The 25,828-nt window shown below is 37.7% G+C and carries 15 protein-coding genes and 2 pseudogenes; 7 read left to right on the top strand and 10 right to left on the bottom strand.

Annotated features, from left to right (window positions below):
• Window positions 1–117: 117 nt before the first annotated feature.
• Complete coding sequence (gene gndA / locus AC1MGI_RS13940; protein WP_049681257.1) at window positions 118–1,533, bottom strand: NADP-dependent phosphogluconate dehydrogenase; 1,416 nt, start codon at window positions 1,531–1,533, stop codon at window positions 118–120.
• Window positions 1,534–2,186: 653 nt separating this feature from the next.
• A complete protein-coding gene (gene uxaC / locus AC1MGI_RS13935) occupies window positions 2,187–3,590 on the bottom strand; it encodes a glucuronate isomerase (protein ID WP_480345771.1) in 1,404 nt (467 codons plus the stop codon).
• A gap of 266 nt (window positions 3,591–3,856) precedes the next feature.
• Between uxaC and AC1MGI_RS13930 the strand changes: the two genes are divergently transcribed.
• Window positions 3,857–5,050, top strand: a complete 1,194-nt coding sequence (locus AC1MGI_RS13930; protein WP_480345770.1) for an ROK family protein — start codon at window positions 3,857–3,859, stop codon at window positions 5,048–5,050.
• Between the two features lie 444 nt (window positions 5,051–5,494).
• Here the strand turns inward: AC1MGI_RS13930 and AC1MGI_RS13925 are convergent, their stop codons facing one another.
• Window positions 5,495–6,895: a glycoside-pentoside-hexuronide (GPH):cation symporter gene (locus AC1MGI_RS13925; protein ID WP_480345769.1), complete on the bottom strand. Its 1,401-nt coding sequence runs from the start codon at window positions 6,893–6,895 to the stop codon at window positions 5,495–5,497.
• A 1,002-nt stretch (window positions 6,896–7,897) separates the two neighbouring features.
• Between AC1MGI_RS13925 and tnpB the strand changes: the two are divergent.
• Both tnpB and AC1MGI_RS13915 read left to right on the top strand, forming a co-directional pair.
• Window positions 7,898–9,073: pseudogene (gene tnpB, locus AC1MGI_RS13920) on the top strand (IS200/IS605 family element RNA-guided endonuclease TnpB).
• Window positions 9,074–9,221: 148 nt separating this feature from the next.
• Window positions 9,222–9,785 (top strand): hypothetical protein, encoded by a 564-nt coding sequence (locus AC1MGI_RS13915; RefSeq protein WP_480345768.1) that lies wholly within the window; start codon window positions 9,222–9,224, stop codon window positions 9,783–9,785.
• On the opposite strand, the gene AC1MGI_RS13910 is transcribed toward AC1MGI_RS13915, so the two are convergent.
• The 4 genes from AC1MGI_RS13910 to gltB all read right to left on the bottom strand — a co-directional run bounded on the left by AC1MGI_RS13910 (window position 9,772) and on the right by gltB (window position 19,054).
• Window positions 9,772–11,097 (bottom strand): PQQ-dependent sugar dehydrogenase, encoded by a 1,326-nt coding sequence (locus AC1MGI_RS13910; protein WP_480345767.1) that lies wholly within the window; start codon window positions 11,095–11,097, stop codon window positions 9,772–9,774. The genes AC1MGI_RS13915 and AC1MGI_RS13910 overlap by 14 nt on opposite strands.
• 84 nt (window positions 11,098–11,181) lie before the next feature.
• Window positions 11,182–12,777 carry an acetolactate synthase large subunit gene (locus AC1MGI_RS13905; protein ID WP_480345766.1) on the bottom strand — a complete coding sequence of 532 codons (1,596 nt, stop codon included), beginning with the start codon at window positions 12,775–12,777 and terminating at the stop codon, window positions 11,182–11,184.
• Between the two features lie 237 nt (window positions 12,778–13,014).
• On the bottom strand, window positions 13,015–14,490 hold the full coding sequence (gltD, locus tag AC1MGI_RS13900; RefSeq protein WP_480345765.1) for a glutamate synthase small subunit: 1,476 nt from the start codon (window positions 14,488–14,490) through the stop codon (window positions 13,015–13,017).
• Window positions 14,491–14,506: 16 nt separating this feature from the next.
• Window positions 14,507–19,054, bottom strand: coding sequence for a glutamate synthase large subunit (gene gltB, locus AC1MGI_RS13895; protein WP_480349792.1), 4,548 nt, complete (start codon window positions 19,052–19,054; stop codon window positions 14,507–14,509).
• 283 nt (window positions 19,055–19,337) lie between these two features.
• Here gltB and gltC point away from each other — a divergent pair, with 283 nt between their 5' ends.
• Together gltC and AC1MGI_RS13885 are read left to right on the top strand one after the other, a co-directional pair.
• Window positions 19,338–20,240 carry a glutamate biosynthesis transcriptional regulator GltC gene (gene gltC / locus AC1MGI_RS13890; protein ID WP_480345764.1) on the top strand — a complete coding sequence of 301 codons (903 nt, stop codon included), beginning with the start codon at window positions 19,338–19,340 and terminating at the stop codon, window positions 20,238–20,240.
• Between the two features lie 245 nt (window positions 20,241–20,485).
• Window positions 20,486–21,837 (top strand): IS3 family transposase gene (locus AC1MGI_RS13885; RefSeq protein WP_480345763.1). Its coding sequence is split into 2 segments (ribosomal slippage): window positions 20,486–20,933 and window positions 20,933–21,837, totalling 1,353 coding nucleotides; the frame shifts between segments, so codons are not numbered across the junction.
• Between the two features lie 197 nt (window positions 21,838–22,034).
• Here the strand turns inward: AC1MGI_RS13885 and AC1MGI_RS13880 are convergent.
• Window positions 22,035–22,355, bottom strand: a complete 321-nt coding sequence (locus AC1MGI_RS13880; protein WP_480345762.1) for a hypothetical protein — start codon at window positions 22,353–22,355, stop codon at window positions 22,035–22,037.
• A 48-nt stretch (window positions 22,356–22,403) separates the two neighbouring features.
• A complete protein-coding gene (locus AC1MGI_RS13875; protein WP_480345761.1) occupies window positions 22,404–22,640 on the bottom strand; it encodes a DUF3953 domain-containing protein in 237 nt (78 codons plus the stop codon).
• Between the two features lie 149 nt (window positions 22,641–22,789).
• Between AC1MGI_RS13875 and AC1MGI_RS13870 the strand changes: the two are divergent.
• A pseudogene (locus tag AC1MGI_RS13870) lies at window positions 22,790–23,630 on the top strand (tyrosine-type recombinase/integrase).
• 268 nt (window positions 23,631–23,898) lie between these two features.
• Window positions 23,899–24,855 carry a patatin-like phospholipase family protein gene (locus AC1MGI_RS13865; RefSeq protein ID WP_480345760.1) on the top strand — a complete coding sequence of 319 codons (957 nt, stop codon included), beginning with the start codon at window positions 23,899–23,901 and terminating at the stop codon, window positions 24,853–24,855.
• Window positions 24,856–25,093: 238 nt separating this feature from the next.
• Here the strand turns inward: AC1MGI_RS13865 and AC1MGI_RS13860 are convergent, their stop codons facing one another.
• Complete coding sequence (locus AC1MGI_RS13860) at window positions 25,094–25,525, bottom strand: DUF3888 domain-containing protein (RefSeq protein WP_480345759.1); 432 nt, start codon at window positions 25,523–25,525, stop codon at window positions 25,094–25,096.
• Window positions 25,526–25,828 lie beyond the last annotated feature (303 nt).

Raw genomic sequence — 25,828 nt, 5'->3', positions numbered from 1 at the left:
CAAACTGTTGACGGAATTAGTCAACCAAATAGCCAAATGGGTTAGATTCAAACAATATGAAAAAGGACGAAACCTTTATACATAAGGCTTCGTCCTTTTTCTCATTTCTATTCTTACTTACTCACCCATCCAGTTTGTATGGAACACGCCTTCTTTGTCCACACGTTGATATGTGTGTGCACCAAAGTAATCGCGTTGAGCTTGTAAAAGATTAGCTGGTAAAGTTTCTGTACGATAGCTATCATAATAAGCAATTGCGCTCGCGAATGATGGAACTGGGATTCCACTCTCAATAGCCAATGTAAGAACTTCACGCAATGCAGATTGGTAACCTTCAGCAATCTCTTTAAAGTATGGATCTAATAACAAGTTTGCCAATTTAGGATCTTGGTCATATGCTTCTTTAATTTTTTGTAGGAATTGTGCACGGATGATACAACCACCACGGAAGATCATTGCGATATCACCGTAGCTTAGATTCCAATCGTATTCTTCAGATGCTGCGCGCATTTGTGCAAAGCCTTGAGCATATGAAACAATTTTGCTTAAATAAAGAGCTTTACGTACTGCTTCTATTAACTCTTCTTTTTTACCTTTAAATGCTTCAACTTTAGGTCCTGTTAACAATTGACTTGCTTTTACACGCTCATCTTTCATTGCAGAGATAAAGCGAGCGAATACTGATTCTGTAATAATCGGAAGTGGAACACCTAAATCTAAAGCGTTTTGACTTGTCCATTTACCTGTTCCTTTTTGTCCAGCCGTATCAAGGATCATATCAACAAGTGGTTTACCTGTTTCTTCGTCAACTTTTGTAAAGATGTCAGCAGTAATTTCGATTAAATAGCTGTCTAACTCACCTTTATTCCACTCTGCAAACACATCATGAAGTTCTGTTGCACTTAGACCAAGTACGTTTTTAAGAATAAAATATGCTTCACAAATTAATTGCATATCTCCATATTCAATTCCGTTATGAACCATTTTTACATAATGGCCAGCACCGTTCGGTCCAATATATGTAACACAAGCATCGCCTTCAACTTTTGCTGAAATGGCAGTTAAGATTGGTTCCACAAGCTCGTATGCTTCTTTTTGTCCACCTGGCATAATCGAAGGTCCTTTTAACGCTCCTTCTTCACCACCAGAAACGCCTGTACCGATGAAGTGAATACCTGTAGGTGCTAGTTCTTTATTACGTCTAATTGTATCTTGGAAGAAAGTATTTCCACCATCCATAAGGATGTCGCCTTTTTCAAGATATGGTTTTAATGAATCGATCGTTGCGTCTGTCGCTGCACCAGCTTTAACCATTAAAAGAATTTTACGTGGCTTTTCTAATGAGTTAACAAATTCTTCAACTGTTTTTGCACCAACGAAATTTTTTCCTTCTGCTTCGTTCTTTAAAAACTCTTCTGTTTTATCATATGAACGATTGAAAACAGAAACAGAATATCCACGACTTTCAATATTTAATGCAAGGTTTTTCCCCATTACTGCTAAACCGATAACTCCAATTTGTTGTTTTGACATATCGAATTCCTTTCTTGACACATTAGTTTTTTTGTTAAAGCATGATATGAGTTCTCTTATACCATTTTACATAAAATTGGTCGAATAAGACAGAAATATCTAATATAAAGTTTAGATAAAGTTTAACGCTCTCATTACATCATTCTGTAGTAATTGGGTATAACATCTTTATCACGCCTTTAAATTCATAACATCGATGTTAGTGTTTACTCAATTGATTATAATTAATTTGGTTAAATCCAAAAAAATACTAAAATTGCTTTTTCAAAATATTTAAGGGTATGTAAGAGGCAATGAAAAAGATCTTCTTTTCAACTTGTGAATAGGAAAACCTTTTCTGAAATTTGCCTATTTCAATCGTTTTAGTAGCTTAAATTTGAACAAAGCATTATTAATTTGTTTATTAAACAAATTAACTATAATATATAGATAATTTAACATTTTTCTTATTGTTAGTCAATTAACTCATGTAGAATTTTCTTGAAAAACCGTTTTATTTATTATTGTACGTATTCTCAGTTGATTTTGGCTCGCACGAATAAGAATATTGACTACTGTAAAGACCCTTTTTAGACTACTTACTACGAAAGCCTAAAGCACTATGAAAAAAACCAGGCATTTGCCCGGTTTCAAGAAGTTTACTCAACTTAATCTTATCTCTCCAAAAAATATCTTTCAGCGTTGTTATATCCAATATTTCTAACCATTTGTTCAAGGTAAGCCGTGTCGTTAGGAGCTTTACCTTCCTCTACCCAATTTCCCAGGATATTACATAAAATCCGACGGAAATAATCATGACGCTCATAAGAAAGGAAGCTACGTGAGTCTGTCAGCATGCCGACAAAATGGCTAAGTACGCCAACATTAGCTAAATCTTTCATTTGTCTTTCCATTCCATCAATGTGGTCGTTAAACCACCATCCAGACCCAAATTGAATTTTCCCTGGAACACCTTCTTCATAGAAGTTCCCCATCATTCCAGCGAGCACAGCATTATCTTTTGGATTTAAATTATAAAGAATGGTTCTAGGCAACGCATCTTGCTGTTCTAGTGCGTCAAGGAAATGTGACAACCCTTCTGCTACATTTGCCTCACCCACTGAGTCAAAGCCTGTATCTGGGCCAATCAGTTCCTTCATTTTTGTGTTGTTATTACGAATTGCTCCCATGTGCAGCTGCATTACCCATTGTTTTTCAGCATACATTTTTCCAAGTTCTTTTAAAAGGAATGAACGATATGCGACGATTTCATCCTCTGAAAGTTGTTCGCCACTAAGTCGTTTATTGAAAATCATTTCTGCTTCTGATTTCGTTGTTTCCTTATAAAACATCTTTGGAATATCATGATCAGATGCACGGCCACCGTTCTCATGGAAGAATGCAACTCGTTGTTTAAGTCCATTCAATAAACCATCCAGAGAACTAGATTCAAAACTTGAAACTTGTGCTAATTTTTCAAGCCAACTTTCAAATGTTGGACGTTCTATAAAAAGTGCTCCATCTGGACGGAATGTTGGAGCGATGATAGCTGTAAATGTTGAATCATCTTTTAGTAATTGATGGTATTCAAGATTTGACACTGGATCATCTGTAGTTCCGATAAATTTAACATTTGATTTTTCAATAAATCCTCTTGCTCTGTATTCTGGCTGTTGCAATTTCTCATTGCATTCTTCCCAAATCTCACTTGCTGTTTCTGGACTAAGGCTTTTTTCAATACCGAAATATGATTTTAATTCCATATGTGTCCAATGATAAAGTGGATTGCCAATTAAATGAGGTACGGTTTGTGCCCATGCTACAAATTTTTCATAATCTGATGCGTCACCAGTAATGAATCTTTCACCTATCCCGTTCATACGCATGGTTCGCCATTTATAATGGTCTCCAGCAAGCCATAATTGTGTAATATTTTCAAAAGGCTTATTTTCCCACACTTCTTGTGGGTTTAAATGGCAGTGAAAGTCAAAAATCGGTAGTTGATAGGCTGCATTTTCATATAAACTTACTGCAGTAGCTGAATCTAGTAAAAAGTCTTTGTCTAAAAAATTCTTCAAAGTTTTCTCCTCCAAATTTTGTGATAAAACTTATAATACACTTTCCTGTAAACCTTTTCAAAAATAGTAATAATACTACTCAAAATTCTTACTCAATTAATTTGTTTGTTAAACAAATTAATTACAAATCTAATTTATCACTTTTTTTTTATTTCGTCAATTCCCCTTATTGAAGATATTCTCAAAATAGTTAGGATTAATGTTGTGAAAACTGTTATAATGAAAACGCATACATAAAAACAGCTCGCGAACGGGGGAATAAATGCATGATTACGGGTGATGCATCTTATATAAAAAAAATCAATCGATCATTAATCATCAAAAAAATCATTGAGGAAGGCATGATTTCCAGAGCAGATCTTTCGAAGGCAACAGACTTAACAAGAGCAACCATTTCAGCACAAGCTGTTTCTTTATTAGAAGAAGGTCTCATTGTTGAAAGGCAACTAGAGCATTATGCAGTCGGCAGAAAGCCAATTATGCTTTCTATAAACGGTGAAGCAGGATACTCGTTAGGTATTGACCTTGACTATGGCCATATTTCTTTCACTCTATCAAACTTGCATGGCCAACCTATTTCTACGAAAGATGTCGAAATAAATACCACAGAATACACATCGATTTTTCGTATATTAATCAGCGAGATCAAATCATTTATTACAAATTTTTCAGATAGCCTCTATGGAATTATTGGAATTGTCATCGGTATCCATGGGCTCGTTACGAAAAATGAAGTTATTCAATATGTTCCATCCTTACAGTGGCGAGACATCCCTTTAAAAAGGGACCTACAGAAAGAAATAGACATTAATATTTATCTTGAAAACAATGCAAACTTATGCTCGTTTGCCGAACGAGTCTTTGTCCATCATGAAACTGACAATTTGTTATGTGCAAGCCTTTCTTCAGGGATCGGTCTTGGCATGATGATGAACAGTGAGTTTTTTCGTGGTCATGATGGATTTGCAGGTGAGATCGGCCATATGATTGTCGTACCTGGAGGAAAACCTTGTAAATGTGGAAATTTGGGTTGTTGGGAGCAATACGCATCCGAAACGAGTTTTTTCAAACAACTGTCTGAAGAACGGCAAATCAAGAATCTAAGTTATGATCAAATTCAAAGATGGATTGACGAAGGCGATGAGATCGTGCTTGAAAGAATCGAAGAATTTATTTACTATTTATCAATTGGTTTAAACAATATGATTAATTTGTATAATCCTGATGTATTAGTGTTATATAGTGAACTGCTTCGAATGTTACCAGAGTCCGTCAATAAAATTAAAGAAAATCTTACGTCTTCCATCAGTCATTATCGTGAACTGTCGATATCCTCAATTGGGAAAAAAGCTTGCGCTATGGGAGCTTGTGCACTAGCCATCAAACATTTTCTCGATGTTCCAATGCTTAATTTAACATATGAAGAAGATGCGATGCTAAAATCGAAAGTAATTATATAGTCGGTTCCCCTTTCTAGCATTCTGCTAACAAGGGGATTTTTTTGTTTGCAATTAATAAAAGATACTCGATCCCGTTTAATAAGTATGGATCGATGGTATATCCGTAAACATATTCTGTCAATACAATGATTCACAGACTAAGTAAGCCGCGTCCTTTAGTCTTTCGTCTGTTTGATCTGCATCTCCTGGATGCAAACTTACCCTTTTAAAACCACAAAGGTAAGTTTCATTATATCTCACCAATCGGTCTTTTACGGGCAAGTTATCCCCCACCTATTTAAGCCTTAAGGTGGGGGTCTTGACTTTCCGCTCATGCAAGATAAAAATGGATTCTATTTTCCTAGATACAACAAATTCCCCTTCTAGCAAGTCTGCTAAAGGGGAATTTGTTGTATTTAGTTGTTAATTCGGATCATACTCTTTACTTTAATTTAGCGATAAAACTTAAGCTAAATCTGGGTTGTTTTTACTATTTCTTTCTTTTAATTCATCGACGATTTTGCTATATATAGCATCTGTTAATTTGTAAAACAACAACAGAATAACAAGTGCAATAATGTTTAGACCAGCAGGTACCATGAACATTAGTCCTTTAAGGCCAAGCAGTGTTTCTGAAGTTTGCTGTACATTTGGAACATAAGCAATCACTCCTAACGCAACCCCTGGAATGAAACCTGCAAGTGCTTGTGCCAATTTACGGAAGAAACTGTATGATGAATAGACCACACCTTCTGTCCGTTCACCTGAATTCCATTCATGATAATCAACAGCATCAGCAACCATCACCCATGGAAGACCCAAAGCAAAAGCAAGTCCAAAGCTTCCGATTGAAAATGCAATTAAAAATGTTGTCGTATCAGTTGGCAACACAAAGTTTACGATATCAGCTGTAATACCGATTACAAGCCCAAGAGCAAACGTTTTCTTTTTACCAATTCGTTTTACTAGAGCTGGTATAAACATAGAACCCAAAATCGCAAGTCCAATACTTAGAAAAGTTAGAATTGCCATTAAACCTGGATTGTTTAAGTTATACTCCAAGTAGTATAGCTGAACAGCTGTACGAAGATTGCTAGCTGCAATCATGAATAGTGATACTAAACAAAGTACAATTAATGGTTTATTAGATAACAATGATTTAAACAATACTGGAAGTGGAATTTTTTCTTTTCTTTGCTGCCTTACAATTTTTTCTTTTGTGTTACGGTAACAAATAAAGTGGAAAACTACGCCAAACAATGCCATCATTGAAACGGCAACAAGATAACCAGTCTTATGGTCAGAAAACTGAAGTACAATCGGAATAACAGAAACCCCTGCAATCAGTAATGCCATTTGACTCCCAACTGCTCTGAATGATCCAAGTGACGCACGATCTATTGGGTCTTGAGTCATTGCTGCAGATAAAGATCCATAAGGAATGTTTACAATAGAGTAAGCAAGTCCAAATGCCATATACGTACCAAATGCCCAGACAACTTTTCCACTATCGGAAAAATCCGGTGCTAAAAATGAAACTACTGTTAAGATGGCGAGAGGAATGGACCCCCAAAGAATAAATGGTCGAAACTTTCCGCGTTTTGAGATGTTCGTTCGAGAATCAACAAAAGCCCCGACACTCGCATCGGCAAAGGCATCGAATATTTTTGAAATTAAGAAGACTAAGCCGGCCCAGTACGATGAAATCCCTAATATATCTGTATAAAATTTCAAAAGGTAAATCTGTCCCATATCAAACATGAGACCGTTTCCAACATCCCCAAAACCGTAGGACATTTTCTCTTTTAAACTCAGTTTTTTGGAACTAGTAGCTGTTGTTTTTGATGCTAATGCTGGTGCTCCCATAAAACCCACCCCTTTTTCAGTTAAAAGTACCCTCGTTTGTAATCCTTTTCAAAAGGAATTAAATAAAAAGTGTTACCCAATTTCGAATTAAAATGCAATTAATTAATTTGTTCATTAAACTAACTAATTATTTATACATGTAGAATATCACTTTCGACATTATCCGTCAATAATAAATTGAAAGCGCTAATGTAAAAAATATTCTTCTTTTAGTTTATATTTAGAATTTTTAGATCAAATCTCGCGGCTGATTGTTATTTTAAAGGAATAGATCATAAAAAGAGATCATTCTTGAAAAGTAAATTTTTTGAGTAGCGATAGCTCAAGCGTCTTAAAAACTAAGAACTTTTAATATCGCCACATTCTTATTTCTTCTTCGTCCTTCTGCCTCGTCTAATGGACAACATAAAAAACAAACAAATGATGATGTCTCACATGTAAACTGGATGTCCCCATAGTTACTTTGTGATAGTAGTTTCGTCCAGAGAGCTTATGAGACATCTCCATTTGTTTAAGAGTACATCGACTATTTTATCTCCTATTGAGTAAATTGAAAGCTCATACAGTATATCTTTTCTTACTTATAAATGGATTCCATGTTGTATGAAGGACATGGGGACGGGGCTTCGCGACTTACTAATATAGCCAATCTATTTATCAGATATACTGATTTTAACGAGAAAGCATCCAAAATTCCAGCTCCGCAACGCCACCATTGTGATTAGGTGAGTGTTGCGTGTTACATGTGGTAAATGGTGGCGTATTAACGTCATATTTGTTTTGTATGAGAAGTACCACGTAATTTATCATTTTCCGAAAGAAGACTCCCTCTTCAATCGTGTGAAGAGTGTAGCCCAACGATAAGGGGGAGATGAATTTCGGTTAGGCGTTAGTTTAACGGTCCTTCTTTTTGCTATCTTTTTACTTTAATTAAACAGAACAAATGTTTGTATTTTGTGTAATCAATGGTAAAATGTAAATAGGATATAGGAGGTGAATCATATGTTGGTGAATAAGGCCTATAAATTTCGCATTTATCCAAACAAAGATCAAGCTATACTAATCAATAAAACGATAGGTTGTTCACGTTTCGTGTTTAACTTCTTTCTTGGTAAACAAAAAGAAAAAGATCTCTATTGGTACGTCGTGGAAGAAATGAAACAAAATGGCCAACTTCCTTCTAATGATTGGAAAGGTACATACTTGAATAAATACGAAACGGTTAAATTCCTTCCTCAATTAAAGCAACACTATCCTTTTTTAAAAGAAGTAGACAGTATTGCCTTGCAAAAATCTGTTGAACATCTAAGTGATGCCTATGATCGTTATTACAGAAAGCAGAATAAACAACCACGATTTAAGTCTAAAAAGAACCCGGTTCAATCTTACACAACAAAGCATACGAACGGAAATATCGCTGTTATTGAAAACAAAATTAAGGTACCTAAACTAGGGCTTGTTCTTTTTGCTAAAAGTCGTGAGGTAAAAGGACGCATTCTTAGCGTTACCATTAGACGAACCCCTTCTAGTAAATACTTTGTGTCTATAGCAACGGAAACAGAAGTATCAGAGTTACCTAAAACAGAGTCAGCAGTAGGGATCGATTTGGGAATCAAAGATTTTGCGATTCTTTCAGATGGAACGATCTATTCGAATCCAAAATTTTTCCGCACCTTAGAAGAAAAGCTAGCCAAAGCCCAAAGAATCATGAGTAGACGGACAATAGGTGGTTCGAATTGGTACAAAGCTAAAATCAAAGTAGCACGCATCCACGAAAAAATGGCAAATGCACGAAAAGATTAACTGGATAAAATCTCCACTAAGATTGTCAAAAACCACGACATGATTGGGATGGAAGATTTGTCCGTATCTAATTTGCTTAAAAACCACAATCTTGCCAAAGCCATTAGTGAAGTAGCATGGTCACAATTCAAAAGAATGATTGAATACAAGGCGAAATGGTACGGGAAACAAGTCGTAACGGTTGCAAAAAACTTCCCTTCTAGTCAACTTTGTTCATGTTGTGGCTATAAAAATGAAGACGTTAAACATCTTGGATTACGTGAATGGGACTGTCCAGAGTGCCATACCCATCACCAAAGAGATATTAACGCAGGACGAAATCTTAAAACCGAAGCGATAAGACTTCTAACCGTAGGGACTACGGGGATCGCCTAACCCATAACTGATCGATAGATTGGTGTTCTTAGGAATCCCCCACTTCAAATTTTTGTTAGAAAATTAAGTGGTGGGTAGTTCAACAATTCAAGCAAATATTTTAGAAATGACACATATAGTGTAAAAAAGTCTAAATGAGGTGATGTCCATGGATTCATTAAAATCCATTTCTGATGAGATCAAATCTACTCAACATACTTTTCTTAGGCTATCTAAAACCAAACGGCTTGTGTTAGGCTCTCTTTTCGCGAGTCTAGCCGCACTCTTTCAATCAGCTGGAGGTCTTTTCCCTGGAATCGGTTATTTCATTAGCCCACTCGCTACTACTCCTATCCTTTTTTGCTCCATGCTTTCCATTCCTCTTGGTTGGATTTCCTATTTGCTAACAATCGGATTACTCCTTATTCTTCAGCCAAGCGAACTCATTATTTTCCCCTTTACAACAGGTTTATTAGGGATTGGTGCTGGAGCTGCTTTTTCCTTTTTCAAAACGAGGGTAAGTATTATTTTTAGCGGTGCTACACTATTAACGATTGGAATTATCATCTTATTGTACGGTTTCGAATTCCCAGTACTAGGTCCTACTGTTTCTCAGACTTTTTCTTTCCTCACACTAGGTTTTATTTTATTATTCGCTATCCTTTATAACTGGGTTTGGGTTGAAATCAGTATAACCATTTTTAAAAGGGTAAAAGCAATTATATCTTCGTAACTTTCCAAATTACACCTGTGTTTGGAATCAGTAGTTTAGTACTTCCAGGTGGTTTAAAGATGCCAAAATCGGTAATAAACATTTCATTTTGTTTCCCAAACGTAACATCAATCGGCCGTTCCAAGCCGCCTCCAGCCGTTGCACTTGCTGCAAGTCCAGTTTTGTTGACAGTAAATGTCGTGATTTTTCCTGTTTCAGTGTGAACCCTAGAAACGCGGTGACCAACTAACGGAGAGGCTTTTCCACCAGTCGTATCTGGTGCCTCACTTCCAAACTCAGCAATAAATGCCTCCCCTATAGGACCGAACGATGGGTCATAGTTAAAATCAAAGCCCATTATGGCCGAATGGGGAGCAAATGTAGCGACAGGTTTGGGTGGCGACATAGGGTGCTGTTCAAGTAAAAAGGTTGGCTGTGATTTTCCTTCTGGTTTGAACATAGGATTTGTCACAGGTAGCCCCCCTGTATAATCAGGCCATCCATACCACATTCCTTGCCTGATCCATTGAAATTCATCCGGAGATTGATTGACAGGCCGACTTCCTCGGACATCAATTCCATGATTTCCGCAAAATAGGCGATTTTGTCGATCGAACTTTAGACGAAATGGATTCCTTAGTCCCCAGGCAACTAATTCAAGCTGAGTTCCGTCCGGATTGGCTCTCAATATACTACCGCTCGCCTTCACCATCCCTTTTATATATTCCCCTCGATAGGAAGGGACACCAAATGGAGAATACGCTCCTGTCCATACACGTTCACCTGATTGATCAGATAAAATATTTCTTGTTTCAAAGTTTTGTCCGACTAGCGGAATGAAAGATCCTGGATAATCATGAAAGTACGGATGCTGCTTCACCCACCTGCTATTATCCTCACCAATAACACCGGAGTTAGTCGCTGTTCCTTGGCCGAAATACATCTTACCTTCAGGGCCGAATATCACGCGATTGTTATGATGATCACCGAGGCTCGGTAATCCTGAAATAATATCCTTCTTAGAACCATCTGGCTTTACTATTGTAATAAAGCCTCGATGAGCAACATAGATGTTTTCCTTATAAAATGTAATCCCCGTAAGCGGAGGGTTAAATCCCTCAGCAATTACTCTTATTCCGGTTGAGGTGTGCATTAACACCTTACCATTTCCTGAACCTACTCCAGCATCTGCGATGAGCATATCCCCTTGATCTGTAAACGTTAAATTAATGGGTGTCATAAGTTTCTCAGCAAATACTTCAATTTTATAGCCTGATGGAACCAAGATATCTTCCGGTTTTGTAATTCGAACCATTGGATCAGGACGTTCCACGGTATCCCCCCCTAAAAAGCTTCTATTTTTATATATTCAAAGGAGAGTAGTCCCTATTCTATTGTATTGAAAAGAAAGCATGTATTAGATTTGTAAAGAAACGTCAATTATTACAAGCTCATTTGAAGATTCTAATGCCTCTTTCAGCGTATTTTCAAATTCTGCTACTTGAGACACTCGTCTCCCTTTGATTCCAAAGCTAGTTGCCAACTGAATAAAATCCGGGTTTTGAAATGCTACTCCATAACTCTTTCCAAACATTTTATTCATCGTCTCCTGTTCCAATTTTAATATTGAATCATTTAGAATAATGATAATGAAAGAAAGTCCTAAACGCTTGGCTGTCTCTATTTCTGAAAAATTCATCAAAGCCCCGCCATCTCCAGTTATACAAATTACAGAATCATTGGGGCAAGCTAACTTAGCACCTATGGACCCTGGAATAGCAATTCCCATTGAGGCTAGCCCATTTGATATAATAAGCCTATTTGGCTGTTTTGGCTGATAAGTACGAGCAATTGACACTTTATGGGCACCGACATCTGAAATCACAATAGTATTCTTTGAAGAGAGCTTTTCGATAATATGTAAGACTTTCTCTATCGTTAAAGGTAATGATTTAAGATCTTGCGGTATTTCTTCAATTTGATAAGATCTCTTGATTTCTTCTTGAAGATTTCCGAAAGGTACCCATGATTTATTTGGAATAGTAAGTCGATTAAACTCCCTTAAGGATTGCTTGATATTTCCGACCAATTCTACCTGCACGGGATAATACTCATCTATTTCAGCGGGTATTGCATCTAAATGTAAAATCGGCAGTTTCTTTTCATTCCATTCTTTAGGTAACTTTTCCACGAAATCAAATCCAATGACAATAAGCAAGTCTGCTTCCTTGATGGCAGCTAAAACTTCATCATTTTCATTGAACCCAAAAGTAAAGAAATTAAGTGGGTGATGTTTAGGTAAAACTCCTTTTGCCATAAAGCTATGAATCACCGGTGCTTGAAGAGCTTCAATAAAGGTATGAATTTCAGCTACGGCTTCTTCTCTAATCACTCCGTTACCAATAATAACAAGTGGTTTCTTATATTGTTGAATAAGTGATATTGCAGCCTTTAGCGAATCCATTACAGGAATACTTTCTGGAACAGAAGTAGCCGGTAAGGGTTTGCTTGAAATCATTTGTTCTGCTAAGTTCTCCGGTAATTCTAATGCTACCGGTCCTGGTTTCTCCATCCTTGCGACTCTAAAGGCTTTTCGGATCATTTCAGGAATTCTTTGTGAATCTTTTATTTGAATACTCCATTTTGTTGCAGGTTCAAATACTTTTGCTATATCCAAATATTGATGGGATTCTTTATGTTGTCTTTCAAAAGCAGCTTGTCCTGTGATGACCACTACAGGTGAATGATCTAGCTTCGCACTTGCTATTCCTGTCAACAAATTAGTAGCTCCGGGTCCAAGCGTTGATAAACATACCCCCACCTTACTCGATAACCTTCCATATACATCCGCCATGAATGCGGCTCCTTGTTCATGGCGAACATTCACAAACTGAATTTGGTTAGAACGGGATAAGGAATCTACGAGATCCAGTATTTCTTTACCAGGAATGCCAAAAACATATTCGACCCCTTCATTTTCTAAACATTGAACAAGCACATCTGTTACTTTCATATGGTCCTCCTTAAGCACAGTCTTCTTAAAATATGTTTGCTTATAAAGTGTACAGGCTTTTCTTTTTAGGGTTCCCAATTCGCTAGCCATCATTAAGCAAAAAAATACTTTTCTAAACTCCAAGTAATTCTGTTTTACTAAAAAAACAGATTGTAGTCTTATTCTTAATGACGTATACATTTAAAAACCTGATTCCACAAGTTTTGGAATCAGATTTTTTCATGAAAGAACTTAAGTTCATTTCGAACTTCCCATCAAATAGCAGTCTACTTCACGTGCAACTTCACGACCTTCGTTAATCGCCCATACAATGAGGCTTTGACCCCTTCTTGCATCACCAGCAGCGAAGATGCCTTCGATATTTGTTTTGTAATCGCCATAGGCAGCGTTGATTTTTTGATCCGTTGTTGCTACACCGAATTGAGTTAATAACGGCTGTTCTGTTCCTTCAAACCCGATTGCGATGAAGACCAATTGTGAGGGCCAGATTTTTTCGGATCCTGGAATTTCTTCATAGTAGCATTTTCCATTTTCATCCTTTGTTTTTTTCATTTGAATGGTATGCAGCTCTTTTACATGTCCTTTTTCATCCGCGACAATTCTCTTCGTCTGGATAGAATATTCGCGGGGATCATCACCAAATTTTGCTTCAGCTTCTTCATACGCATATTCGAGTGTAAAGACGTTCGGATAGGCTGGCCACATATTTTCGGACGTACGAGATGTTGGTAATTTTGGGTGCTTGCCAAATTGCACGACACTACGACAATTTTGGCGGATTGCAGTAGCGACACAGTCAGCTCCTGTATCTCCACCTCCGATTACGATTACATCCTTGCCTTTTGTATCAATGAACTGGCCGTCCTCAAAATTGGAATCTAGTAAACTTTTCGTAGTGGTTGTTAAGTAATCCATCGCGAAATGAATTCCTTTCGCTTCCCTGCCCTCAAGCATTAGATCACGCTGTTTTTGAGCCCCTGTACAAAGGATAACGGCATCAAATTGGTTTTGAAGTTCTTCGGTTGAGATATCTTTGCCAACTTCCGTATTTGTGACAAAGTCAATGCCTTCTTTAGTTAGTAATTGGATGCGGCGCACGACAATGTCTTTTTCAAGCTTCATGTTTGGAATACCGTATATTAATAATCCTCCTGCACGGTCTGACCGTTCATAGACGGTTACATTGTGGCCTGCTTGATTTAGTTGATCCGCACTTGCTAAACCAGCAGGGCCTGAGCCGATAATAGCGATTTTCTTCCCTGTCCGTTTTTCTGGAATACGCGGTGTTATCCAGCCATTTTCAAATCCCTTATCAATGATGCTTCGCTCAATACTTTTAATTGTGACCGCTGGATCAGAAATGGCTACTGTACAAGACCCTTCACAAGGAGCTGGACAAACACGACCTGTGAATTCTGGGAAATTATTCGTTTTAAGCAACCGATCTAACGCTTCCTTCCATCGCTCACGATAAACTAAATCATTCCACTCTGGGATTAAATTGTGAATTGGACACCCGGTTGTCATCCCTTGTATTTCCGAACCCATATGGCAGAAAGGAGTGGCACAGTCCATGCACCGCGCTCCTTGTTGGCTTAACATCTTATTAGCCAAAGGGGATGAATACTCTTTCCAGTCGCTTAATCGCGCAAGTGGATCTCTATCTTTTGGTTTTTGACGAGTAAACTCCATAAATCCTGTCGCTTTTCCCATATTCCCCTCTCCTTTCTTATTTCATCATTGTTTCAAATATTTGAATAGAATTTCTTTTTTCTCGTCCGGCGTTCGCTTGAAATGCAGCCATTGCCGCTTGTTCGTCTGTTAAACCAGTTTGTTTTTGTTCTTGAATACTTTCCAACATGCGCTTATAGTCTTTTGGAATGACTTTTACAAATTTTCCGGCGATCTCATCCCAATTCTCAATCACATTACACGCTTTGATACTACCTGTGTAAATATAATGACTAAGAATCATTTCCCACAGTATCGCGACATCGTGTCGATCATCAATCTCACAAAGTTCGATCATCTCTTGATTGCACAGTGCCATAAACTCATCACGATGATCGGCAAGAACGTAAGCGATTCCTCCTGACATACCTGCCGCAAAGTTTTTTCCAACGTTGCCCAAAATGACAACGCATCCACCAGTCATATATTCACAGCCATGGTCGCCAATTCCCTCCACAACGACGTTTACACCACTATTACGAACCGCAAAACGTTCTCCAGCGCGACCGTTGATATAGGCTTCACCGCTAGTTGCACCAATTAAGGCAACATTTCCGACAATTACATTCTCTGACGCTACAAGCTGAGCTTCATAAGGTGCCTTCACAATCAGTTTTCCACCAGATAGTCCTTTTCCGAGATAGTCATTCGCATCACCAGTTAAATGAAGACTCAATCCATTCGGAATAAAGGCACCGAAACTTTGCCCGGCTGATCCTGTAAAACGAAGCGTGATTGTATCTTCATGTAATCCTTCTTCTCCATATCGTTTTGAAACTTCACTACCAACGATGGTCCCAACAACACGGTTGACATTTGTAATCGGAAGCGTGATATCCACCGGTATCTGATCTTCTAAAGCTGGGTGAACGCTTGGCAAGATGACTTGAATATCTAGTGATTCATTAATCTTATGGTTTTGGGGTGTTTGAAACGTACGAATTCCTTCAGGCTGATATAACAGCGTGGATAAGTCCAAATGTTTTGCTTTCCAATGATTTTTTGCTCGCTCACTTACTTGTAAGACATCTGTACGACCAACCATTTCCTCAACTGTTTTAAATCCAAGTCCTGCCATAAGTTCACGAACTTCCTCAGCAACAAAACGCATAAAGTTTACAATATGATCTGGATTCCCGGTAAATTTTGCACGAAGCTCTGGGTTTTGTGTCGCGACCCCGACAGGACAAGTATCCAAATGACAAGCACGCATCATGACACAACCTAGAACAACAAGTGGTGCTGTCGCAAAACCAAATTCTTCTGCCCCTAATATCGCGGCCATGACGACATCTTTTCCGGTCATGAGCTTTCCGTCTGTTTCTAAAATGACTCTCTCGCGTAAGCCATTCAGCATTAATGTTTGATGTGCTTCTGCAAGCCCAAGCTCCCAGGGTAACCCTGTATGTTTAATGCTAGTTTTAGGAGATGCACCAGTCCCGCCTTCGTACCCGCTGATAACGATAACATCTGCAGCGCCCTTGGCTACACCAGCTGCAATGGTCCCAACGCCTGCTTTTGATACTAGCTTCACGCTGATTCTTGCGTCACGATTGGCGTTTTTCAAATCGTGGATCAACTGTGCTAAATCTTCAATGGAGTAAATATCATGATGTGGCGGCGGAGAAATGAGTTCAACACCTGGTGTAGAACCCCGGACTTCCGCAACCCATGGATACACTTTATTACCAGAAAGCTGCCCTCCTTCACCTGGTTTCGCTCCTTGTGCCATTTTAATTTGCAATTCATCTGCATTGACCAAATAATGGCTTTTCACACCAAAGCGACCTGAGGCAATTTGCTTAATGCCACTTCGACGATTGTCGCCATTTTCGTCTATGATATAACGATTTGGATGTTCCCCGCCTTCACCACTGTTGCTTTTCCCACCTAACCGATTCATCGCAATTGCTAATGTTTCGTGCGCTTCTTTACTTAAAGAACCAAAGGACATCGCACCGGTTTTAAATCGGCGGACGATCGAGTCAACAGATTCCACATCCTCAATTGCTACGGCTTGGCGAGATGGATCAAATGAAAATAAATTGCGTAAGAAGCCAATCCTTTCCTCATTTGCCATATGGGAATATTGTTTATACAATTCATAATCACCTTTGCGGGTAGCCCATTGCAGGGTATGAATTGTCTTTGGATTAAAGGCATGATGTTCACCGTTTTTTCTCCATTGAAAATCGCTTCCTGACTCTAACGTATCATCATTGGAATCAACGAATGCCTTCATGTGACGAATCCTAGCTTCTTCCGCTATAGTCGCTAAGTCAATCCCGCCAATTTGTGAAGCCGTTCCACTAAAGTAACGGTCGATAACGCTTAAACCGATGCCTACCGCTTCGAAAATTTGTGCCCCACGATAACTTTGTACCGTCGATATCCCCATTTTTGACATAACTTTAACGACACCATCGGTAACGCTTTTAACGTACTTATTAACCGCTTCTTTATAGCTGACCGATAAACTTCCATCTAAGATTGCTTCTTTATAAGTAGCATAAGCAAGATATGGATTGATCGCATCCGCACCATATCCAATAAGGGCAGCAAAATGGTGAACTTCTCTTACATCTCCGGCTTCAACAATTATGCTTACATTTGTACGGTTTCCTTGTTTAACAAGATGATGGTGTAAGGCGCTTACTGCTAATAAAGAAGGGATGGCTGTTTCATCTTTATTCATATATCGATCTGATAATATTAATAGGGTTGCACCTTCAGCAATTACTTGATCTGCTTCTCGGAAAATACGCTCGAGTTCATTTTCTAAATTTTCAGAAAACAAGGCGTGTATACATGCACTTCTAAAGCCCTTGATCACTTTCAATTGTTCCATTTGACTATTCGTTATAATAGGCGTTTCAAGCTGAATCCTACAGCAATTTTCTTCATGAGGATGAAGAAAATCCCCTTCTGCCCCCAAGTATGTCATCGTTGACGTAACAATTTTTTCACGAATCGAATCAATTGGTGGATTGGTAACTTGGGCAAAGGATTGCTTAAAATAGTTGAAAAGAGATTGTGGACGATCCGATAATACGGCCAGTGGACTATCATTCCCCATAGAACCTAGCGGGTCCTTTCCTTCCGTGATCATGGGCAGCAAATATTTTTTGACTTCCTCATACGTGTAACCAAACGCTTTTTGACGCGAAAGCACATCCGCGACTTCATCTTCTTCTCTTTCCACATTATCTAATTGAACAAGATGTTCATCCAACCATTCTTGATACGGATAAGCCCCTGCCATTTCCGATTTTACTTCCTCATCGGAAACTATGCGTCCTTGTTCTAGATCAAGCAAAAGCATTTTTCCTGGGCTCAAACGTTCCTTGTACAATACATTTTCTGGTTCAACATTGATGACACCAACTTCCGATGAGAAAATAATATAATCATCTTTTGTCACATAATAACGTGCTGGGCGTAAACCATTTCGATCTAAAACAGCCCCAATTTGTTTCCCATCCGTAAAAGAAATGGCTGTCGGTCCATCCCAAGGTTCCATCAAACAGCTATGATATTCATAAAATGCTCTCTTTTCTTTCGACAAATGCGGGTTATTTGTCCAAGGTTCGGGAATTAACATCATCGCTGCATGAGCGGGTTTCCTACCTGCTAGCACAAAGAATTCCAAAGCATTATCTAACATTGATGAATCACTACCATTTATATCAATAATCGGGAGTACTTTCGATAAATCTTCTCCAAATGCTTCAGAAACAAGCTTTTGTTCACGAGCTTTCATCCAGTTAATATTCCCCCGTAGCGTGTTGATTTCTCCATTATGGATAAGGTATCTATTCGGATGCGCCCTTTCCCAGCTTGGAAAAGTATTCGTACTAAATCGGGAATGTACAAGAGCGAAAGCAGAAACAAAAGAGTCGTTCTGCAAGTCTAGGTAAAAAGCATCCACTTGTTTGGGTGTTAGCAATCCTTTGTAAACAATCGTTCTACTTGAAAGGCTAGCAAAGTAAAAACGATACTCACGTTCTTTCGCCCATTGTTCGGCTTGTTTTCTAATTATAAATAATTTGCGTTCAAATGCTAAATCATCTTGGATATCTCTATTTGCTCCGATAAAAACCTGGCGAATCGTTGGGCATGTTTCCATACCGACTTTCCCGATTATTCCGACATCAACAGGCACGGTTCTCCAACCAAGAACCGTTTGTCCCTCTCGTTCTATTAATTCGTTTATTTGCGCCTCAATCTTTATTTGCTCCGTCTGATCATTTGAAAAAAAGATCATCCCTACCCCATAACGCCCTTTTTTAGGTAAATGAAAGTTTAAGCAAACTTTCCGGAAAAATCCATCTGGAATTTGCACCATTAACCCTGCGCCATCCCCTGTATGCGGATCACTTCCCTGTCCGCCACGATGATCTAATTGACAAAGCATTTGAAGTCCTTTTTTCACAATATCATGTGTTGCATTTCCTTTTATATGAGCGTATAAGCCAATTCCACATGCATCATGTTCAAATTCAGGACGGTAGAGACCTTGCGCTTTTGGTAATTGATTATAGGTCATCATTTTCTCCCCCGTTTCTTTTTGCACAGTATCTTTGTTTTTTATTGTAATTTTCCCAATCAATATAAACAATATATCATTTAGATGTAAATTATATTGTTTTTATATGATTAATAAAAATGTAGTGCTCCATGCATCCTAATATCTACATTCATCTATTTTCGAATCATTTAAATTAGTAAAAAATTTTAAACTCACGCGATATTCTATGTATTCAAATTGATTTAAATAATATATCATTTAGATATAAATAATCTCGAAAAGGAATAAAGGAGGGGTAGTAATGGAACTGCGTCAATTAATCTATTTCATCGAAGTCGCTGAACGGGAGCATGTAACAGCCGCTGCAGATCATCTACATGTAGCGCAATCTGCAATTAGTTTACAAATTTCTAAACTTGAAGCAGAACTTGGTGTGAGTTTATTTGAGCGCGTCGGTAGAAATGTTAAACTCACGCAAATCGGAAAAATTTTTTTAATTCATGCAAAAGCAGCGATTAAGGCCGTTGATTACGCGAAAGAGAAGGTTGACGAGTACTTAGATCCGGAAAACGGAACGATAAAAATCGGCTATCCAACTAGCTTAGCAAACCATACGCTACCAACGGTCATTTCCGCTTTTAAAGCAAAATACCAGAACGTTTCCTATCACCTCCGTCAAGGCTCCTATGCATTTTTAATAGATTCTGTTAAAAATGGAGATATCGGGTTAGCTTTGCTTGGTCCTGTTCCTACAAATGAACCAGATATTAAGGCTGATATTTTATTTTCTGAAAGTTTTTCCGCTTTAGTTCCTGCTAGTCATCCTTTGGCAGAGAAACAGAGCTTGTCCCTTAGCGAATTGCGAAATGACGACTTCGTATTATTTCCAAAAGGATATGTCCTTCAGAAAATAGCAGTAGATGCTTGCTTACAAGCAGGCTTTGCACCAAACATCATTGCAGAGGGAGAAGATATGGATGCAATAAAGGGCCTCGTTTCAGCAGGGATAGGCCTGAGCATCTTACCGGATGGGACACTTTATGAAACAACACCACGTTTCACTGTAAAAATACCGATTGATACACCACAAGTGCAAAGAACCGTAGGGGTTATCACTTCAAAAAATAGAAGCTTGGCGCCAACTGAACAAGTCTTTTATCAGTTTGTTAAAGAGTTCTTCTCTTTGTTAGAGCATTATCGATAGGTTAGTCAAAAGATTCATCTAATCACATGCATTCGATCAGAGAAATCAAACTCTCTCAAGTGACAAAAAGCACAAGGGATAGCTTCTAACGAGTTCGGCTGATGGGGAGAAAAATGCAAATAACATACTAATCAGCATATATATCAGTAGCAAGTTGGAAATATAAATGGAAAATAAAAACGCTCAGAAATTGAACTGCACCCCAATTGTTAGACACATCTAACAATTGGAGGTGCAGTTTTTCTATGACTAAATTTACTGAAGATGATAAATTAGCCGCAATTCAACGCTACACAACAGGGATAGAAAGTTATGCTACTATCGGGAAGTCAATTGGTACATCTGACAGTGTCGTTAGGAGCTGGGTAATGCAATACGAACGTAATGGTGTACAGGGATTAGTTAAAAAATCCTATACAAACTATTCTTCCCAGTTTAAACTAGACGTACTTAATTATATGAATGATAATGGGATGTCTCCGAATGAAACGGCTACGATATTTACTATTACTTCTCCTGCCTTAATCAGAAAATGGAGAATTCAATTCGAATCACAAGGAGTTGACGCCCTCAAATCAAAAAATAAGGGGCGCCCATCCATGAGAAAAGAAAATAAAAAACAAGCACCTGCTGAAGGAACTGTCGAAGCGTTACAAGCTGAATTAGAACACCTACGGATGGAGAATGCCTACTTAAAAAAGTTGAATGCCTTAGTTCAAAACAAAGGAAAATTACCAAACAAGACAAAGCGAAAGTAGTCTATGAATTAAGGCATGAATTTTCGGTGAAAACACTTTTACTGCTCGCAGAGATTCCGCGTAGCACGTATTATTATTGGGTGAAAAGCTTCAATCGACCAAATCGAGATACAGAAATAAGAGGATTGATTCAAACAATTTATGACGAACATGAAGGCCGTTATGGCTACCGTCGTATTCGTGATGAGCTTACTAATCGTGGTCACAAAGTAAATCACAAAAAAGTACAGCGCATCATGAAAGAATTAGGATTAAAATGTCTAGTCCGTTTGAAAAAATATCGTTCTTACAAAGGTACTATTGGAAAGATTGCACCAAATATTTTAGAACGAAACTTCAAAGCTGGAAAACCAAATGAGAAATGGGTTACGGATAGTACGGAGTTTAAATTATTTGGAGAGAAGTTATATTTTTCACCGATATTGGATTTATTTAATAGTAAAATTATTTCATATACAATTGGTTCAAGACCAACTTATATACTTGTTTCAACGATGTTAGACAAAGCCTTTGAACGTTTAACAGAAGAGGATACACTCCTTATTCATTCTGATCAAGGTTGGCACTATCAAATGAAACAATACCGTCATGCCCTTAATGAACGTGGCATTACACAAAGTATGTCACGTAAAGGGAACTGTTACGATAATGCAGTTATTGAAAATTTCTTTGGCATCATGAAATCAGAATTTCTTTATCTCAAAGAATTTGAAAGTGTTGACCACTTTAAACAAGAACTAGCAGAATATATAGAATACTATAATCACAAACGAATTAAGACAAAATTAAAAGGCATGAGCCCAGTACAGTACCGAGTTCATGCCATCCAAGCTGCCTAACGAAATAACCTGTCTAACTTTATGGGGTCACTTCAAAATCTGAGCGTTTTTTGATGTAATATTTCACTATACTTATTGAACCAAAGCCCCTGTTACTTTAAGTACACCCTTTCACAATCTTCGTTAAGAAAAGTGTGAATTAATCCTTTTTGCATTATGAGTTAATTATTTTAACCTCACAAACTGGAATTTACATCCTACTTTGCTGTTCTGTTACGATATACAACCAGATTAATTGCATTTAATATGATGGTAACGATGAGAAGAACTGTTGCAGCAAACGCCACAGCATACATTGTGTCCATAAGAGCACCCCAATCCTCAATCTTTACCAGATGATAGTTATAGAAAATTTGGAAACATAGCGAAATAGCACAAGCACTAATACTCATAACGGAAAGAGCGACCCAATTCTTATTGTCCTGCTTTTTATCTCGTATGAGATTAACAACAGGAAGTATCCAAGCAATTATTCCAAGCACGAGACTGCCAATATTAAGCCAACCAAAATCAATCATATCTTATCCCCCTATGTATCTTCATTCTTGTTCAACTAAACTGCCCAGTTACTTCAATAAGAACCCCTTTATGACAACAAAAAAAGTAAATAAAGAAACGATAATACTCATATACCCCCAAAATCCTTTTCTGTCTTTTTGAAGTTCAACTAATCCTGTCACCAACATGAGTGCCCCTAAGAAAAAAAGCATATATGAAGATAACTCGAAACTTTTAGTAATTAAACCATAACCCGATAAAGTAATAACAATTATCGAAAAAACGATTCTTAATATTTTTAACAAGTTATCCCTCCTTTCACTATCACTTTACCACTCTAATCCAATTAACTTCTTAAGGTATTCTGCCCGATAGTTGAATAGTCTCTTCCGTTTCAATTTCCAGGATCAAGTCAATAATTCCTTTAAAAAAGAATTTTAGGGAGAGATTTATTTTGTTATTATCACAAGCATGGGAAACGTATGAATCGGATAAGCGAATAGAAGGTTCTTCGCCACAAACATTAAAAGTATATCACCTTCAAGTTAACTTACTTATTCGTCATATTGGAGATGTAGAAATCGGTTCACTTACAACAGAACAATGAAAAGATTACCTTTCTAAATCTAGCACAACATTAAAACCTTCGTCATTAGCCCATCGTATTCGTTCAATGAAATCACTTTTTCGCTGGTCACACGAAGAAGGACATATTAGTAAAAATCCGACAGCTAAAATTAAAGAACCAAAGGCAGGGAAACGAATCTCAAAGTTTTTAACAGAAAGAGAGATTGAACATCTTCGTGAAGCCTGTTATACACCTTTGGAAAAAGCTCTATTCGAGTTCATGTTTTCGACAGGATGTAGGATTGGTGAGATAGTAACACTTGATACTAATAACGTCAATTGGTCGAATCATTCGGCTATCGTTAGGGGGTAAAGGTGACAAGGAAAGAGAAGTTTATTTTAATATTCGATGTGATATTTAGCTTAAACGATACATAGAAAGACGAGCGGATAGTGATGCAGCTCTCTTTGTAACAGAAAGACATCCTCATCGAATGAGCAAAGCACAAATGAGATATATCATTAAACGTATATCCCAACGAGCAGGTATTAATAATGAAATTCATCCCCATCAACTGAGACACAGCTATGCAACTCACTTATTAAATAACGACGCCCCCATTGAAGTAATACAAAGTTTAATGGGACATGAGAAAAATGAAACAACTCGAATATATGCTGAGTTAAGTGGTCGGCTTAGGAAGGAGTTTTATCAGAAGTATTTCTAATAAACTAAATAGGAGCAACGTGTTTAGATAACGACGTTGTTCTATTCAACTATTGCACCCGTTTGTTTAAGTAGAATTCCTTACAATACCTCTTCGTATTGAACAACATATGGCGTGAACAAAAAACCAACAATTACTATAAGAAATCCTGTAACATTGGTCACAAAAACATTATTGAAAGGAGTAAGAAAATTCATACCCATACGAGACACGAAATAAACATATACTGAATGATACTTATGATCAGATTAGAAAGGAGAAATCAACTTTGACAAAATATCGGATCATGTCCTTTGATGGAGGCGGTACCTTAGGTGCTTTAAGTTTACAACTTTTGAACAGACTGGCTCAGCAAAACCCAAAATTAATTAGTCGAACCAATGTTTTTTCGGGAAATTCAATCGGTTCATTCACTGCCCTTGCGTTAGCAAGTGGAAGATCACCGAAGGAGACACTCCAGTTTTTTAAGGATAAAATCCTGCCGGCATTCAGCGTTTCCCGACCAGGTGGACCTGTTTTTAACCAACAATTACCCTATTCCGGTTTCATTAAAGCAGTACAAACATTTTTTCCTCCAGATCTTCTCCTCAAAGACTTAAAAAGACGAATTGTTGTCCCTGCATTTCATTTATTCTCACCGGAGCTGAATCGTTGGACTCCTGTGTTATTCCATAACTTTCCTGGCTCTCCCTATTTTAATGAGAAAGCGAGTGATATAATACTACGGAGCAGTGGTGCTCCCGCAACGCAAAGAGCCTATCAAAACTACGTGGATGGGTATACAGTAGCAACTAACCCCAGTACAGCCAGTATCGCGTTTGCAGTGGGGAAAGCCAAACAGCCGCTGGATCAAATTGTCGTATTATCCATTGGAACAGGTGAAGAGCCGACTCAATTAAGAAGAGATACGGAGGGGTGGGGGATGGTGAGTGCAGATAACATACGCCCCGAAAATATGAAGAACCTTCCCCCTAATTGGGGAGTTCTTTTGGACCGATCGCCCAATGAACCTTTACTGCCATTTCTTCAGATTATTTCTAGTGGATCCGGTTACTATGAATCCATGGTCAGTTCTCAGCTTCTAGGAAACCGTTTTTTTCGGTTAAATCCACGGATCCCTAATTTCTCCAAAACGGACCCTTCTGTGGTTCCCGCTGTCATTTCAATTGCTAACAAAACAAATTTACAACCTGCAGTTCAATTTATAGAGAAAAACTGGAATTAATATAACTATCCCATAAATCTAATTATTTTTTTGCAAGCATTTCGATTTTTTATAAAAAACAGGCAAACTGGCTGTTTTTATTTATTCATTCAGTTCTTCTTCAACTAAACTGCTTCGTTAGTTGAAGAAGGTTAATGGAATGTATGATTTTAGACATTTTCGCACATTGAAAAGACCACCAAATTGGTGGTCTTACTGTTGAATTAAAGCATCATTTAGTTCAACAAGAAAATGATAATTACCTTATTTGTTGATAACCAATCAAATCAATTTTTATATTTTTAATTTCAACATTACTTATTTCTCTATCTGAAAATAGATTAGGCATATCTAATTTCAATTGTATAATGTCTAATTGATATTTCGTACTTTTAGGGTCACTAACTTGGGCTTCTAATGTCATTTCATACCAAGCTTCAGACTCTTTTTGTGTGTGGTCAATTATTAACCCTACTTTTGAAACTTTTTGAACATGCCAAGACATTTTATGTCCATACTTGTCCTGTATAATTTTTTCGAGTTTAGGTTCAATAATCGTTAATAGAATATCTTCCGTTGTAGCATAGACATCTTTTTTAATCTTGCCTTCTTTACTTACCTCTGCATTAACTGAATTAGTTGTACTAAAAATTAAGAGAATCGTGAAAAACAAAACAACAATCTTCCTCATATTCCTACCTCTTTTTTAGATAGATTACCCTATAAAACACAATTTAATTCGCGAAATAACATGCCCCATTCGCTAAAGAGAGATGCGTAATATTTTCCCACTACGACATAAAAAAGCCAGCAAATTTCTGCTGACTCCCTCTCTCTTTATTCAACTAAGTCCCACGCACCCGTACGTCCTACCCTGGCTACTGATATAATAGATTCTATTTAAAAAAGGTCAACCAGTAAAAACTGGCTAACCTTATAATAAGATAGCACCCGTTAGTTTAAGTATATTGTTTCACATACTTCCATGAAAGCC

The organism is Peribacillus sp. BM1, from assembly GCF_056679975.1.
This window is presented reverse-complemented; position numbering and strand designations above follow the sequence as displayed.

What these genes read in the sequence shown, in the direction of transcription:
- gndA (WP_049681257.1), bottom strand. Translation starts at nt 1,533, where the DNA reads ATGTCAAAACAACAAATTGGAGTTATCGGTTTAGCAGTAATGGGGAAA.
- AC1MGI_RS13930 (WP_480345770.1), top strand. Translation starts at nt 3,857, where the DNA reads ATGATTACGGGTGATGCATCTTATATAAAAAAAATCAATCGATCATTA.
- AC1MGI_RS13925 (WP_480345769.1), bottom strand. Translation starts at nt 6,895, where the DNA reads ATGGGAGCACCAGCATTAGCATCAAAAACAACAGCTACTAGTTCCAAA.
- AC1MGI_RS13915 (WP_480345768.1), top strand. Translation starts at nt 9,222, where the DNA reads ATGGATTCATTAAAATCCATTTCTGATGAGATCAAATCTACTCAACAT.
- AC1MGI_RS13905 (WP_480345766.1), bottom strand. Translation starts at nt 12,777, where the DNA reads ATGAAAGTAACAGATGTGCTTGTTCAATGTTTAGAAAATGAAGGGGTC.
- gltD (WP_480345765.1), bottom strand. Translation starts at nt 14,490, where the DNA reads ATGGGAAAAGCGACAGGATTTATGGAGTTTACTCGTCAAAAACCAAAA.
- gltB (WP_480349792.1), bottom strand. Translation starts at nt 19,054, where the DNA reads ATGACCTATAATCAATTACCAAAAGCGCAAGGTCTCTACCGTCCTGAA.
- gltC (WP_480345764.1), top strand. Translation starts at nt 19,338, where the DNA reads ATGGAACTGCGTCAATTAATCTATTTCATCGAAGTCGCTGAACGGGAG.
- AC1MGI_RS13880 (WP_480345762.1), bottom strand. Translation starts at nt 22,355, where the DNA reads ATGATTGATTTTGGTTGGCTTAATATTGGCAGTCTCGTGCTTGGAATA.
- AC1MGI_RS13860 (WP_480345759.1), bottom strand. Translation starts at nt 25,525, where the DNA reads ATGAGGAAGATTGTTGTTTTGTTTTTCACGATTCTCTTAATTTTTAGT.